Here is a 14,964-nt window from a genome sequence, read left to right as displayed (position 1 = left end):
AAACATGGCTCAAACTTGTAAAGATGTTTACATTGTCGCAGCAACGCGCACCCCAATCGGCAAGGCCCCCCGTGGCGTGTTTAAAGACACCCGCCCCGATGACCTGCTGGTGCATGCCATTGCCAGCGCCATGGCCCAGGTGCCAACTCTCGACCCAGCCTCAATCAACGATGCGATCGTGGGTTGTGCATTCCCCGAAGGCGAGCAGGGCATGAACATGGCCCGTATCGCTGTGTTGCTGGCAGGTCTGCCCAACACTGTGGGTGGCGTCACGATCAACCGCTTCTGTGCGTCTGGTATTACGGCTGTGTCAATGGCTGCCAACGCCATTGCCATGGGCGAAGCCGAAGTCATGATTGCAGCCGGCGCCGAAAGCATGAGCATGGTGCCCATGAGCGGCAACAAGCCCAGCTTCAACAACGCAATTTTCCAGAAAGATGAAAACCTGGGTATTGCGTATGGCATGGGCATGACCGCCGAAAAGGTAGCCCAGCAGTGGGGCATCAGCCGCGACGCGCAAGACGAATTCGCCTTGAACAGCCACAAAAAGGCAATCGCCGCTCAACAGGCCGGCGAGTTCAATGATGAAATTACACCGTTCACAGTTGTAAAAGCCACGCCTGATTTGTCAACAGGCGAAATCAAAACCAGCACCAAAGAAGTGAAGCTGGATGAAGGCCCCCGTGCCGACTCTTCGATTGAGGGGCTGACCAAACTCAAGCCTGTATTCGCTGCCAAGGGCTCAGTGACCGCCGGTAACAGCTCGCAAATGAGTGATGGTGCTGGTGCCTTGATTCTGGCTTCTGAAGAAGCCGTGAAGCGCTACAACCTCACTCCCCTGGCCAAGTGGCGCGGTTTTGCCGTGCGTGGTGTGCCCCCCGAAATCATGGGTATTGGCCCCAAGGAAGCAATTCCTGCGGTGTTGAAAACTGCTGGCCTGAAAGCCAGCGACATCGACTGGTTTGAATTGAACGAAGCCTTTGCCGCGCAATCCTTGGCTGTGATGAAAGACCTGGAACTGGACCCAGCCAAGGTGAACCCCATGGGCGGCGCAATCGCCTTGGGCCACCCACTGGGTGCAACCGGTGCAATTCGCGCAGCCACTGTAGTGCATGCACTGCGCAGGCACAACCTGAAATACGGTATGGTGACCATGTGTATCGGTACCGGCATGGGTGCAGCAGGCATCTTCGAACGCGTGTAATTTCAGCGCAAATCAAAGCGGGTGTGGGTGCAAACCTTCACCCGTTTTTTTTGAGTTTTTACAACAAAAACAGACAGGGAATACGGCAGTGGACATTCAAACAGAAATCAGCAATGGCTTGATGACCATCACCATCAATCGGCCAGAACGCAAAAACTCATTTACCAATGCCATGTACACCGCGCTGGCGGACGCGTTTCGCGATGCCACGCACAGCAGTGGCGTGAAAGTGGTGTTGCTCAAAGGCCATGAAGGCTGTTTTTCTGCGGGCAATGATCTGGGCGATTTTCTGAACACCCCACCCACCGATCTGGACGCACCGGTGTTTCGTTTTCTTCGCATGATCTCTGTCTTCCCCAAGCCTGTGGTAGCACAGGTGCAAGGTTTGGCCATTGGTATCGGCACTACCGTATTGCTGCACTGTGATTTGGTGTATGCAGCAAGCACCGCAAAATTTTCCATGCCTTTCGTGAAACTGGGCTTGTGCCCGGAAGCGGCGTCCAGCTTGTTGCTGCCTATCTCTGCGGGTTATCAGAAAGCGGCTGAACTGTTGTTGCTGGGCGATAGTTTCACCGCCTTGAAAGCCTACGACACCGGCATTGTTTCCGATGTGCTTGAACCAGCGGCACTGGACGCACATGTGCAAGCGCAAGTGAAAAAACTGCTCGACCTGCCACTCACAAGCCTGTTGACCACCAAGCGTTTGATGAAGTCGGCCAACAAAACTGCTGTGGCCGAAAAAATGGCCGAAGAAGGGCACTTGTTCATGAGCATGATTCCGCAAGCCCCGGCACAAGAGGCATTCAAAGCATTTGGCGAAAAGCGTGCCCCCAATTTCAAGCAGTTCGAAAACTAATCCAATAAGCACCAAGGGCTCAGCATGACCGTTGCACTTTCAGAAATTTTGTCCAATCGCCGTTTGAGTGGCGATACAGTCACGTTCACCGCCACCGAGGACTGGATGCAGGGTCGCACCATGTTCGGTGGCTTCCTCTCAGCACTTGCCGTGGTTGCCATGCGCGATACGCTGGGTATCGACATGCCCTTGCGTGCGCTGCAAACCAATTTTGTGGGCCCTGTGCCCGCCGGTGATGTGGTGTACCGCACGCGTTTGCTCCGGCAGGGCAAAAGTGTCAGTCAGGTGCAATGTGAAATTTACAGCGACGAAACCTTGGCGGGTTTGGTGGTGGGTGTGTTTGGCGCCCCGCGTGAAACCGCATTGCCAGTCCTTAGCCCTCAGCACAAACCGCTGCCCAAGCCAGTGGACGACATTGCGCCATTGCCTTTCATTCCGAAAATTACCCCCAACTTTTTGCAGCACGTTGAAATGCGCTGGGCGCTTGGCAGCATTCCCTACATGGGCAACCCGTTTTGGGAAAGTGGCATTTACATTCGTGCCACTGACAAAAACCTGAGCCCTGAAGTGCTGATTGTCATGCTCAGCGATGGCCCGCCCACACCTTGCCTTAGCCACTTTAAAGGGCCTGTCATGGCCAGTTCGGTAAGCTGGTCGCTTGAATTGCCGCCCATTCCTGCCAATATCGACAGTGAAGGCTGGTTTCAAATCGACATGGAAACCAAAGCCGGTGCGGACGGCTATGTGAATCAAAGCGCCAAACTGTGGACCCCGAATGGTCAACTGGCATCGCTGGGCTATCAGGTGGTAGCGGTTTACGGCTAAGCCTTCTCGGTTGATTGCGCTATTCACTGAACTTTCGTTTTTTCCAGGCTGTCGAATTCACGAAGGAGACAGTTGAACCATGAAACATGCACTGCTCACAATCGGAATGTTTGCCCTGTTTTGCCTGGTTTCACCGGCAAAAGCAGAGGCCTTGCGGTGTTCGCAGGGCAGTGCCTATGAGGGCGACAGCAGGGTCTCTGTGCTCTACAAATGCGGGCAACCCGCTTTGAAAGATACTTTTTGTGATCCAGTGTATTTTCCCGGTACCCTGCAACCGGTTCCCTCTCCGTTTGCGCAATCGCTGGTGCCTTGCCTGCCCGTAGAAGTGTGGGTGTACGACAGGGGGCAGGGTAATTTGATTGCCACCGTACGCTTTCGGGGGGGCGTGGTGCAGTCTATTTCATATGGGCGACAACCCGAATAAATCAATCGAATTATTGTGTTAACACATCAGGTTCGGCACGCGCCGGCCGTCTTGGGCATGCTTTCATGAATCACGCAAACAAATGGTTTTCGGTTTTTCTGGTTTGGCTTTTGGTCTGATTGCTGGGTTCCTTACTGGGCACCCTGGTGCAGTCACAGGTCAATTTGCAGGCATTGCAAAACTTGGGGGTTGTCATTCCATGGAGTACACGGCTTCACACCACCCTGCACGATCTCGGGAACTTCTCGCCCGTTTATGCAGTCATCTTTGGGTGCAGTTTTGCGGTATCTCAGGCCGTCGCATTGCTGTTCACGCGTTTCACCGGCACTGCATGGCGTACCTTTTGGTGTGTTTTCGGTGCTGCACTGGGTCTGTGGGTAACTTTCAAAGTGGTCGACATGATTGCACCAATGCCAATACTTATTTCATCCACCCGCACCGTCGGGGGCATGTTTTCCATGCTTGCAGCCGCGGCGGTCTCGGGCGCCTTGTTCGCCAAACTGTCGACCCGCAAACTGTCGGCCAGTCCAGCAATTCTTGCATTACTGATTGCCAGTGTTGCGCTGCCACCCGGCCAGGCCCAGGCCCAATCTGCCAAACCCTACACAATCGAGACTTTTGCCGATGGTTTGGACAGTCCCTGGTCCATTGCATTTTTACCTGATGGCCGCGCATTGATCACCGAGAAACCTGGCCAGCTGCGCCTGGTGGCCGCCGATGGCAAATTGGTGAATGCCCCAATTGCTGGTGTTCCGAAGGTATTTTATGGCGGCCAGGCGGGTTTGTTTGATGTCTTGCCCTCCCACGATTTTGCGCAAAGTCAGCAAATTTTTCTCAGCTATGCCTGCGGCACGCGCAGTGCAAACCATCTGTGTGTGGCCAGCGCCAAGCTTGGCGAGAACAGCCTTGCGAATGTCAAAGAAATTTTCCGTTCGCAGATGGCAAAATCAGGCAGTGCCCATTATGGCGGGCGCATGGCGTGGCTGCCCGACAACACGCTGATCGTGACACTGGGCGACGGTTACAGTTATCGTGAAGAAGCGCAGAATTTGTCGAATCACCTTGGAAAAATTGTTCGGCTCAATGCCGATGGTTCTGTGCCCAAAGACAATCCCTTTGTGGGCAAACAGGGCGCCAAACCTGAAATTTATAGTTACGGTCATCGCAACGTTCAGGGCCTGGCCTACGATGCCGCCAACAAACGCTTGATCGCTCATGAGCATGGTCCGCGTGGTGGCGACGAAGTGAACGTTATTACCCCCGGGACCAATTACGGCTGGCCCAAAGCCACTTACGGCATCGACTACACCGGTGCACAAATTTCACCCTACAAAGAATACGAGGGTACCCAACAACCCGCAATTTACTGGGTGCCGTCCATCGCGCCCTCGGGCATCACCGTTTACAACGGCGACATGTTTCCCCAGTGGAAAGGCAACTTGCTGGTGGGTGCACTGAAGGCCCAGCAGGTCAGTCGAGTGGTGTTGAGAGGCAACAAAGCGTCTGAAGAAGAAGTGTTGTTCAAAGAAGTGGGTGCGCGTTTCAGGGATGTTCGCACAGGCCCCGATGGTGCAATTTACCTGTTGACCGACAGCTCGGATGGCAAGGTACTTCGCGTGAGTGCCCGTTAGCATTCAGTCACATGATGTGTTTACCTGCTCCCTTGTTTTCGGCTAGTCTTGCTGAACAAGGGGGCAACATGGAAATTGTTTATAAAGCGGGCAACATTATCGAGGCGCATATCGTTGCCGGTATGCTGAACGCCTGCGAAATACCCACTTACGTTGGCGGCCATTTTCTTCAGGGCGCTGTCGGCGACCTCTCCCCCAACGGTTTTGCCAATGTTTTTGTTGCTTCTGAGCACTTTGATCAGGCCGCTGCCTTGGTTGCCGAGTACGAAAAAAACGACCTTTGTTCTGGCGATTTGGTCACGTCTCCACGTTTCGTCCATTCGTTTTAGGAGAATAAAATGAGTCTGTTGGTCTTTTTGCTGGTTGGGATTGTTGCCGGCTGGTTGGCTGGAAAGTTGGTTCGGGGCGGTGGTTTCGGTTTGATCGGCGACCTGGTGGTTGGCGTAATTGGCGCCTTTGTGGGTGGTTTCCTGTTCAATTCACTGGGGGTTTCCAGCGGCGGTGGTTTGTTGGGAAGCATTGTGGTGGCAACCGTCGGCGCAGTGGTGTTGTTGATGTTGATTCGTTTGATCAAGCGGGCTTGACAGTGGCTTAATCGTTGGCTCACCTCGGGGCGTGGTTTGGCGCTATACTTCGTTCCCGATCTGCCCCTTTCCTCAGGAACCCCATGGCGCTTAAATCCACCGACATGGCCAAAAACATGGCCAAGAAACTTGACGGTTCACTGAAATCCGAAAGCCTTCCTGATCGTTTCGGTCAAGCCTCCAAAGTGCAAAACAACAAACGTGAGCGTGCTGCTGATATTCCCGCCAGCAAACTGGTTCCGGTGAATTACCGTCTACCTGCCGATTTGGTAAGTCGCCTGCGTGAATACGCGGTAGGTACAGATCAAGGCATTAATCAGGTGGTTGCAACCGCCTTGAACGACTGGTTGAGTACTCAAACAAAAAAATAATGGCCGCTCACTGAGCGCATTAGTCGATTTTTTTATCCGTTTTTTGCTGGCTAGGTGATTGAATTACCCTTTCAATTAATATCGATTTATAAATTATTTTTCTTGAAAAAAAGGTATTTACTCATTTTTCACTGTAATTTAGTTAATTTTCTTAAGCTAACTTTTTTTTAAGCTTTGTCGCGCAGTATTTTTTGATTTGAACTTCTCTCCGAATGGCTCATGCTGTGGTTTCTGCGTATATGGAAAACCACAATTGCTGCGCATCACGGGCATGCTGATACTCCATCCACCTGCGCAAATATGTGTGGAAATTCAATAAGAAAAACAGCTTTCGCAGTTGACATTCTGATACAAATCACAAGGAGAGTTCCGTGAAGAAATCGATTAAATCCGTATTGGCAGTTGCCCTGTTGGGCTTGGTGGGTTCCGTGCAAGCCCAAGATGCTTACCCGTCCAAAGTCATCACCATGCTGATCCCATTTGCAGCGGGTGGCCCAACTGACACGGTGGGTCGTTTGATTGCACAGTCCATGTCCAAAGACCTGGGCCAACAAGTGATTGTTGAAAACCTCGGCGGTGCAGGCGGCACCCTGGCTGCTGGCAAGGCGGCCCGTTCTGCACCCGATGGCTACAACATTTTCCTTCACCACATTGGTCAGTCCACTGCGCCTTCCTTGTATCGCAAGCTGTCGTACAACGCATCAACCGACTTTGAAACCATTGGCCTGGTAACCGATGTACCCATGACCATCGTGGCCCGTGGCAATATGCCTGCCAAAAACATGCAGGAATTGCTGGCCTACATCAAAACCAACAAAGACAAAGTGACTTACGCCAATGCAGGTATTGGTTCAGCTTCGCACCTGTGCGGCATGTTGTTCCAGACAGCTGTGGGTGTAGACCTTACAACGGTTCCTTACAAAGGCACTGGCCCAGCCATGAACGATTTGTTGGGCGGTCAGGTCGACTTCATGTGTGACCAAACCACCAACACCACCAGCCAAATCAAAGGCGGAAAAATCAAGGCCTACGCCGTGACCACCAAAAAGCCAGTGGCCTCTCTGCCTGATCTGCCAACATTGGACAAGGCTGGTTTGCCTGGTTTTGAAGTGGGTGTTTGGCACGGTTTGTATGCCCCCAAAGGCACACCCAAGCCCATCATTGATCGCCTGAGCAAGTCTCTGCAAACAGCCTTGAAAGACCCAGCAGTGATTTCGCGTTTTGCTGAATTGGGCACCGAGCCAGTGCCTCAAGACCAAGCCACACCAGCCGCCTTGCGCAAGCACCTGGATGCTGAAATTGCACGTTGGAAGCCAATTATCGACAAAGCTGGTCAGTACGCTGACTGATCTATAACAGAGATCTAAAATGCCAAAAGATTTACGAGACTTTTGGGCCGGGCTGCTGTACCTGATTATCGGTGCAGCAGCCTTATATATGGCCGCTGATTATGAAATGGGTACTGCAGTCAGTATGGGCCCGGGCTATTTTCCCAAGGTATTGAGCGGTCTGCTCATTTTCATTGGGTCCCTTTCGCTGATTCGTTCTTTTGTTGTCGAGGGCGAGCCTTTAACAGGGTTCCCGCTGTCGAAAATTCTGTACGTCACCGTCTCAATCCTTGTGTTTGCTTTGGTGGTTGAAGGTGCGGGGTTTGCGATCGCTGTCATGCTTGTATTTGGTATTTCTGCCGCTGCAAGTAAATTTTTCAACTGGAAGTTAACCCTTGTGATTGCAGTGTGTTCTGCTGTGTTCTGCAGCCTGCTTTTCGTCAAAGGTCTGGGTATTCCGCTGCCCATCTTCGGGTCTTGGTTTGGAATGTAATCATGGAACTTCTTGGTAATCTGTCTATCGGCCTTGAAACAGCATTCACACTGAATAATTTGTTTTTTTGCTTGATTGGTGTGTTTTTAGGTACTGCAATTGGCGTGTTGCCCGGTTTGGGCCCCACCGCTACCATTGCCATGTTGTTGCCAATCACTTTCGGCCTGCCGCCAGTGTCGTCTCTCATCATGTTGTCCGGTATTTATTACGGCGCTCAGTATGGTGGGTCAACCACGGCTATCCTCGTCAACTTGCCTGGTGAATCATCCTCGGTGGTTACAGCGCTTGATGGTTATCAAATGGCTAAGCAGGGCAAGGCGGGCAAGGCCCTTGCCACAGCGGCAATTGGCTCTTTCGTGGCAGGTACTTTCGCAACCGTATTGCTGGCCTTGTTTGCGCCTCCTTTGGCAGACATCGCTTTGCAGTTTGGTGCTGCCGAATATTTCTCGTTGATGGTGGTTGGTTTGGTCGCCTCGGTGGTGTTGGCCAGCGGTTCCTTGTTGCAGGCGTTTGGCATGATCGTGCTGGGTTTGCTCCTGGGCATGGCAGGCACCGATGTGAATTCAGGCTTGGAGCGCTACACCTTCGACACTCCTTACATGGCTGAGGGCATTAACTTTGTGATTTTGGCCATGGGCATGTTTGGCTTGGGCGAAATCATCAAGAACCTCGAAGAAGAACACTTACGCTCTGCCATGGTGAGCAAGGTTCAGGGCCTGATGCCCAACAAAGAAGACTTTAAGCGTATGGCCATGCCGATTGTGCGCGGTACGGGTCTAGGTTCATTGCTGGGCATTTTGCCCGGTGGCGGTGCCATGCTGGCTTCGTTTGCTTCTTACTCCATCGAGAAAAAAATCTCGAAAACACCCGAGCAGTTTGGCAAGGGTGCAATCGAAGGTGTTGCTGGTCCCGAGTCAGCCAACAATGCAGGCGCTCAAACCTCGTTCATCCCCTTGCTAACCTTGGGTATACCGTCCAACCCGGTCATGGCTTTGATGATCGGCGCCATGATCATTCAAGGGATTACACCAGGTCCAGCGGTCATGACCGAGCAGCCTGCTTTGTTCTGGGGCATCATCGTTTCCATGTGGATCGGTAACCTGTTTCTGGTGGTTCTGAATCTGCCGCTCATTGGTATCTGGGTCAAAATGATCTCGGTGCCTTATCATTTCCTGTATCCGGCCATTTTGGTATTTTGTTGTATTGGTGCGTTCAGCTTGGGCAATAAGGTATTCGATATCTACTTGTTGGCAGGCTTCGGTGTGTTGGGTTACATCTTCTCTAAATTGAAGTGCGAGCCTGCGCCTTTGCTGTTGGGCTTTATTCTGGGCCCAATGATGGAAGAGTACCTGCGCAGGGCTTTGTTGCTCTCGCGTGGTGATTTCTCAGTGCTGGTTACGCGTCCAATCAGTGCAACCATGCTGGCCATTGCAGCCATTGCCTTGATCGTGGTGTTCATGCCTTCTATTCGCAAGAAGCGGGAAGAGGCATTCCACGAAGAATAAGTCTTACGCAGACGCATTCTGACCAGGGGCCATTGAAGCGTTGTTTCAATGGCCCTTGTTTATTTCGCACACTTATTCAGTATGAATTGTGTTGCATTGTGTTGTATTATCCATGTCGTAGCCCAGTAGCATTTGGACAGTACGAATGGACAGTCAGTTTCCCGCCGCATCCCCAGAAGAATCGAATTTCGGTGACAGCAAATTAGACCCGAATCAAGTCGTTCCCCTTTACCACCAAATTTACCTGATACTGCGTGAACGCATTATTGAGGGTCACTACGACACCAAGCCTTTGCCAGGTGAGCTGGTGCTGGCCGAGCAGTTCAATGTGTCACGCGTCACCATGCGTCGTGCACTGCAAGACCTTGTCAAAGAAGGCTTGGTCGCAAGGGGGCGTGGCAAGGGTACATTCGTAAAACCGCGCACCGAGTCACGCAACTCGTCGGTGGGGCAAAGCCAGTTGTTGAGCGCTTCGGCCATGCGTTTGCAGGCCAGTGGTGATTCGTCCGATTTGCAACTCATCACGTCCAAACGTATTTTGCCACCGCCCGACATTGCAACGCTCTTGCATTTGCCCAGCGATGCCATCGTCGAAAAACTGATTCGCATTCGTCAGCTTGACGGGCAACCAGTGGCGCACCTGACCAGCTTTATTCCACAGGATTTGTCGGGACGCATTTGTCGCCGACGCCTACGCGAGTTTCCAATTTTGGTGCTGCTTGAAGAAGCAGGGGTGAAGGTGGCCAAAGCCCGCCAAACCATTTCTGCAAGGCTTGCCGATGCTTCGGTAGCCTATGCCTTGGGCGTGCCGGTGGGTGCGCCGTTGCTGGCTATTTCACGGGTGGCTTACGATGAAAATGGCAGGCCCGTGCAAGTGCTCAAAGGTCTGTATCGCCCTGATCGATATGACTACCGAATTGAATTGTCGCGCAAGCAGGCCAAGGGCCAAAGTTCCTGGCAGCATGTGAACGAAGTCGAGTTCGCATTCGAAATGCATCAACAAGACCTCTCACACTTCTGAAGCGAATATTTTATTTAAGCGGGTCCACTGGGCGGGAATTCCGGTTCTCGTCTACAGCCACATAGGTTACATAGGCCTCAGTTACCTTGGCCACATCGTCGGGTTTCAAGCGGCGTTGCGCAAACACCTCCACGTAAATTTGCATGGAGGTTCTGCCCACCTTTACCACTTCGGCATAAAAGCTGCACAAATCACCAACAAACACTGGTTCCTTAAAAATAAACTCGTTCACCGCCACGGTCACAATTCGGCCTTTGGCGTGGGCTGTTGCTGGTACCGAACCAGCCAGATCCACTTGCGCCATAATCCAGCCGCCAAACACGTCGCCCGACGCGTTGGAGTCTCTGGGCATGGGAATGACCCGAATCACGGGTTCACGGTCGACAGGTAACAAAATGGGTTTGGGTGTGCTCATGTGCAGGTGCTTTGTTGTTGGTTTAACTTTCGATTGTAACGCTGAGCACCTAGAGTCTGCATTTCATTCTAGGTGCATGCTTCCAACCCCATCTCATGAAACAGACGATAATGGGGTTTTATTGAGTCCATGAGTTGAGGAAGCGATGGCTGCAGGTTGGGTAACAGTGTTGCAAATGGTGCCTTGGGGCGAAGTGATTAAAAATGCGCCCAAGGTGGCCGATGGTGCGGTCAAGCTGTGGAACAGCGTGTCCAAAAAGCGGGTTGATGGTGAAACCGACAGCGACGTGACCGATGTGATGTTGGCCACGGATATGGCTGCCGTCGAAAAGCTGGAACATCGCCTGCATTCGGCTGAGCAAACAATCACAGATTTGCAGGCTCAGGTGGTTCAGTCTGCCGGGGTCATCAAAGAGTTGGCCAGTCAAAATACGCAATTGGTTGCGCAAATCGAATCCAATCGCAAAGCGGTTACCGTGCTGGGCGTTGTTTTGGCATTGAGCATTTTGGCGGTGGTGGTTCAGGCGGTGGTGTTGTTCAGCGCCTGAACCTGGGTGTATTGCAGCCTGTCAGGCTGATTTTTTGCCACCGTGTTCATCGTCCAGGGCATCTTTGGCCATTTTGTCGATCACGGCTGGCACAAAGGGTTTTAGCTTCAGGCCCAAGCGACCTTTGGCTGTCATGACCCATTCTCGCTTGCGCTCGGCCATGGCATCCACAATTTCATTCACACATTGCTCAACCGTCATGGCGCCTTTCTCGCGAAGGCCAGAGACACCAGCCCGCTCGCCATTGGGGTTCAAGCCATTGCGGCGAATTTCCGTATCCACCACACCCGGGAAAATGGCACACACATCCACGCCTGTGCCCATTAATTCAATGCGCAGCGCTTCCATAAAACCACTCATCGCAAACTTGCTGGTGCAGTAGGTGGTACGGGCGGGCACGCCGGTTTTACCAGCCAGGCTGGAAACGCCGACAATCAGGCCTTTGGACTTTTTAATGTGGGGCAGGGCCTTGTGGGTAATCCACACCATGCTCATCACGTTCACGCGGAACAACCGTTCGAAGGTACCCAAGTCGGTGATGTCCTCAAACCAGGCGTGCATTGAAACGCCGGCATTGTTCACAATCATGTCAATGCCGCCAAAGGCTTTCACCGATTCTTCCACCAGGTTCTCGCACTGAGCCTGTTCCATCACGTCACAGGCCACACAGTGCACCTGCCCGCCAGCCGCCTCAACCTGCTGTCCAACCTCTTGCAGCTTTTCAAGTCGACGGGCTGCCAGCACCAGTTTGTTGCCCGGGGCCAGCTTGATGGCCAATGCGGCGCCAATGCCCTCGGATGCACCGGTAATTACGATCACTTTGTTTTGAATACTTGCCATTTGCTTTTGTCTCCTGCTTGGTATGCAACTCGTTTGGCAAGGCGGGTGGTAGCATTGCCTCCATCGCCTCTTTTTTTGTACCGAGAAGTATCGCATGCGCAGAACCGCACCGGTGGAATCCGCCCCGCCAAGACCCCGAAAACGAAGCGACTGGGGTACCATCGCCCAGCTTTTGCCCTACCTGTGGGAATACAAGTGGCGGGTTGTTTTCGCCATTGCCTGTTTGGTGCTCGCCAAAGTCGCCAACATGGGCGTGCCTTTGGTGCTCAAGGAAATCATTGACGAGCTAACGCCACTTTTGCAAAGCAACGCCTTGCTGGCTGCCGCCTCCATGCCAATGGTGTTGTTGGTGGCTTACGGCTTGTTGCGCCTGTCCACCACAGTGTTCACCGAACTGCGCGAATTCCTGTTTGCCCGGGTCACCCAAAATGCAGTCCGGGCCATTGCCATTCAGGTATTCGATTACCTGCACGCACTGTCGCTGCGGTTTCATTTGAATCGGCAAACGGGTGGGGTTACTCGTGACATCGAACGGGGTTCCCGGGCCATTTCAAGTCTCGTCAGCTATACCCTGTATAGCATTTTGCCCACGCTCATTGAGATTGTGCTGGTGGTGGGCTATTTGTTCATCAACTACGACATCTGGTTCTCGGTCATCACTGCGGTGGCACTGACCTTGTACATTTTCTTCACCGTAAAAATCACAGAGTGGCGCCTGCATTTTCGCCGCACCATGAATGACCTCGACTCCAAAGCCAATGTGCGGGCGGTCGACTCGCTGATCAACTATGAAACCGTGAAGTATTTCGGCAACGAGCGTTTTGAGTCCGAGCGGTACAACAAAAGCATGGCGGCCTGGCAAGAGGCTGCCATTCGTTCACAAAAATCCCTCACCCTGTTGAACACCGGGCAAAGCGCAATCATCGCCATTGCAGTCACGCTGGTGTTGTGGCGCGCAACCGCCGGTGTGCTGGACGGATCAATGACCCTGGGTGATTTGGTGCTGGTGAACGCCTTCATGATTCAGTTGTATATTCCTCTGAATTTTTTGGGTGTCATTTACCGGGAAATCAAGCAAGCTTTGGCCGACATTGAGCGCATGTTTGGCTTGATGGATGAAAACCTTGAAGTGAAAGACAAGCCCAATGCCCCCGAGCTCCAGGTGAGGGGCGGTGCCATAGAATTTCGCAACGTGAACTTTGGGTATGACGAGCGCCGTACAGTGCTTAAAAACATGTCGTTCACCGTACCGGCTGGCCACACTGTGGCAGTGGTCGGGCACAGCGGTGCAGGCAAATCTACCTTGTCGCGCTTGCTATATCGTTTCTACGAAGTCACCGACGGGGCGATTCTCATTGACGGGCAAGACATTCGGGAGGTGGCACAAACCTCATTGCGTAAAAATATTGGCATTGTTCCTCAAGACACCGTGCTGTTCAACGACACCATTGCCTACAACATTGCCTACGGCAGGCCTGATGCAACACAGGCGGAAATTGAGGCCGCAGCCAAGGCCGCGCACATTCACGAATTCATCGTGAATCAGCCCGATGGCTATAAAACCCAAGTGGGCGAGCGTGGGCTCAAGCTTTCTGGGGGAGAGAAGCAGCGCGTGGCCATTGCCCGCACCATCTTGAAAAACCCGGCGATTCTTATTTTCGACGAGGCCACTTCAGCGCTGGATTCCAAATCAGAACGCGCCATTCAGCAAGAACTGCAAATGCTGTCCCGCAACCGCACGACCTTGATTATTGCCCACCGTTTAAGCACGGTGGTGCATGCTCACCAAATTCTGGTGATTAGTCAGGGTGAGGTGATCGAAAGTGGCAGCCATGAATCACTACTTGACAAGAATGGTGAATACGCCCGAATGTGGCTGATTCAACAGCACAGTCAACCCAACGCGTCTGCCCATGGAAACCAAATGGCTTGAAGATTTCATCACGCTGGCCCAAACCAAGAACTTCTCAAAAGCGGCCAACTTGCGGTGCGTAACCCAGCCTGCTTTCTCGCGCCGAATTCAGGCGCTTGAAGGTTGGCTGGGCTGCGAATTGATTGACCGGGGTTCCTACCCCACACGCTTGAGTCCGCAAGGCGAGGTGTTTTACGAGCAGGCGCTCACCATGCTGGAGCAGATCCGCCAGGCCCGCACCATTGTTCGAGGTGGTAGTTTGCAAAGTCGCCAACCCATCCGGTTGGTGGTGCCGCACACTTTGGCCTGCAGCAAAGCGCCACATTGGGTGCGCAGTTTGAAAGCCAAGCTTGCCGATCGCCTGCCCGACCTGAGTTTTCAGCTCACTGCCAGCAATGTGCACGATGCGGTGCTGTACTTCACCGATGGCGCAAGTGACTTTCTGGTGTGCTACCACCACAGCCGGGAACCCATTGAACTCGACCCCAGCAAGTTTGAAGTGCGGGTGCTGGGCACGGAACGGTTTGCGCCCTACAGTGCGGCGAAGGCCGATGGCAGCCCAATTTACTCGCTAGACCCATTGGCCCCTTTGCCCGTGCCTTACCTCTCGTATTCCAAACATGCTTACCTGTCGAAAATGACTGACATTGCCATGGAGTCGGGCCCGCTGTTCCTGAAAAAGTCGCTGTTTGAAACGGATATGTCGGAAAGCTTGAAATCGATGTGCGAGGCTGGTTTGGGCGTGGCGTGGTTGCCGGAAAGCGCCGTGGCCACGGGTTCTGGTCTTTGCAAAATTCCCGGACCCTATTTCACCGACATGGAAGTTCGCCTGTATCGCCGCACGCATCGTCCAACTGAAAACTCGGTTGCCCACGAGCAGGTGGATTTGATTTGGCATTATTGGCCAGACTAATCCCCCTCTGTGGATAACCCTTATTAGGGTTTCTTTGGATATGCGGGAATTGCATGGTTTAATGCTGATTAAGTATTGGAGTGCCGGCCACTAAA

The 14,964-nt window shown here is 52.8% G+C and carries 17 protein-coding genes; 15 read left to right on the top strand and 2 right to left on the bottom strand.

The annotated features are described in order from the left end of the window. Positions 1-4: 4 nt before the first annotated feature. From B4C79_RS07620 to B4C79_RS07565, 12 genes are all read left to right on the top strand, one after another. On the top strand, positions 5-1,204 hold the full coding sequence (locus B4C79_RS07620; RefSeq protein WP_291712390.1) for an acetyl-CoA C-acyltransferase: 1,200 nt from the start codon (positions 5-7) through the stop codon (positions 1,202-1,204). Positions 1,205-1,292: 88 nt separating this feature from the next. Beyond that, a complete protein-coding gene (locus B4C79_RS07615; protein ID WP_291742424.1) occupies positions 1,293-2,060 on the top strand; it encodes an enoyl-CoA hydratase in 768 nt (255 codons plus the stop codon). A 24-nt stretch (positions 2,061-2,084) separates the two neighbouring features. Continuing rightward, positions 2,085-2,885, top strand: coding sequence for an acyl-CoA thioesterase (locus tag B4C79_RS07610; protein ID WP_171097522.1), 801 nt, complete (start codon positions 2,085-2,087; stop codon positions 2,883-2,885). Between the two features lie 79 nt (positions 2,886-2,964). Further along, a complete protein-coding gene (locus tag B4C79_RS07605; protein WP_291742429.1) occupies positions 2,965-3,309 on the top strand; it encodes a DUF2845 domain-containing protein in 345 nt (114 codons plus the stop codon). 119 nt (positions 3,310-3,428) lie between these two features. After that, a complete protein-coding gene (locus B4C79_RS07600; RefSeq protein ID WP_291762558.1) occupies positions 3,429-4,940 on the top strand; it encodes a PQQ-dependent sugar dehydrogenase in 1,512 nt (503 codons plus the stop codon). Positions 4,941-5,008: 68 nt separating this feature from the next. Further along, a complete protein-coding gene (locus tag B4C79_RS07595; protein ID WP_291742044.1) occupies positions 5,009-5,269 on the top strand; it encodes a DUF2007 domain-containing protein in 261 nt (86 codons plus the stop codon). 9 nt (positions 5,270-5,278) lie between these two features. Further along, on the top strand, positions 5,279-5,524 hold the full coding sequence (locus B4C79_RS07590) for a GlsB/YeaQ/YmgE family stress response membrane protein (RefSeq protein WP_008249557.1): 246 nt from the start codon (positions 5,279-5,281) through the stop codon (positions 5,522-5,524). An 83-nt stretch (positions 5,525-5,607) separates the two neighbouring features. Further along, a complete protein-coding gene (locus B4C79_RS07585) occupies positions 5,608-5,895 on the top strand; it encodes a hypothetical protein (protein WP_171097532.1) in 288 nt (95 codons plus the stop codon). Positions 5,896-6,266: 371 nt separating this feature from the next. After that, positions 6,267-7,244 (top strand): tripartite tricarboxylate transporter substrate binding protein BugD, encoded by a 978-nt coding sequence (locus tag B4C79_RS07580; RefSeq protein ID WP_105028146.1) that lies wholly within the window; start codon positions 6,267-6,269, stop codon positions 7,242-7,244. Between the two features lie 19 nt (positions 7,245-7,263). Further along, positions 7,264-7,716, top strand: a complete 453-nt coding sequence (locus tag B4C79_RS07575) for a tripartite tricarboxylate transporter TctB family protein (RefSeq protein WP_291742050.1) — start codon at positions 7,264-7,266, stop codon at positions 7,714-7,716. Positions 7,717-7,718: 2 nt separating this feature from the next. Further along, positions 7,719-9,221 (top strand): tripartite tricarboxylate transporter permease, encoded by a 1,503-nt coding sequence (locus B4C79_RS07570; RefSeq protein WP_291742053.1) that lies wholly within the window; start codon positions 7,719-7,721, stop codon positions 9,219-9,221. A 145-nt stretch (positions 9,222-9,366) separates the two neighbouring features. Further along, positions 9,367-10,242, top strand: coding sequence for a GntR family transcriptional regulator (locus B4C79_RS07565; RefSeq protein ID WP_105028149.1), 876 nt, complete (start codon positions 9,367-9,369; stop codon positions 10,240-10,242). Between the two features lie 10 nt (positions 10,243-10,252). On the opposite strand, the gene B4C79_RS07560 is transcribed toward B4C79_RS07565, so the two are convergent. Then, the gene (locus tag B4C79_RS07560) at positions 10,253-10,657 is read right to left on the bottom strand and encodes an acyl-CoA thioesterase (protein WP_168426887.1); all 405 of its coding nucleotides are present in this window, start codon (positions 10,655-10,657) and stop codon (positions 10,253-10,255) included. Between the two features lie 145 nt (positions 10,658-10,802). Between B4C79_RS07560 and B4C79_RS07555 the strand changes: the two genes are divergently transcribed. Then, a complete protein-coding gene (locus B4C79_RS07555) occupies positions 10,803-11,204 on the top strand; it encodes a hypothetical protein (protein ID WP_171097534.1) in 402 nt (133 codons plus the stop codon). Positions 11,205-11,225: 21 nt separating this feature from the next. Here the strand turns inward: B4C79_RS07555 and B4C79_RS07550 are convergent, their stop codons facing one another. Further along, complete coding sequence (locus B4C79_RS07550) at positions 11,226-12,044, bottom strand: SDR family oxidoreductase (protein WP_275270209.1); 819 nt, start codon at positions 12,042-12,044, stop codon at positions 11,226-11,228. 94 nt (positions 12,045-12,138) lie between these two features. On the opposite strand from B4C79_RS07550, the gene B4C79_RS07545 reads away from it, so the two are divergent. Then, on the top strand, positions 12,139-13,977 hold the full coding sequence (locus B4C79_RS07545; RefSeq protein ID WP_171097538.1) for an ABCB family ABC transporter ATP-binding protein/permease: 1,839 nt from the start codon (positions 12,139-12,141) through the stop codon (positions 13,975-13,977). Beyond that, a complete protein-coding gene (locus B4C79_RS07540; RefSeq protein ID WP_291742062.1) occupies positions 13,958-14,869 on the top strand; it encodes a LysR substrate-binding domain-containing protein in 912 nt (303 codons plus the stop codon). Before B4C79_RS07545 ends, B4C79_RS07540 begins: the two co-directional genes overlap by 20 nt. Positions 14,870-14,964: the final 95 nt, after the last annotated feature.

The organism is Limnobacter sp. UBA7229 (genome assembly GCF_002473065.1).
GTDB classification, from domain to species: domain Bacteria; phylum Pseudomonadota; class Gammaproteobacteria; order Burkholderiales; family Burkholderiaceae_B; genus Limnobacter; species Limnobacter profundi.
This window is presented reverse-complemented; position numbering and strand designations above follow the sequence as displayed.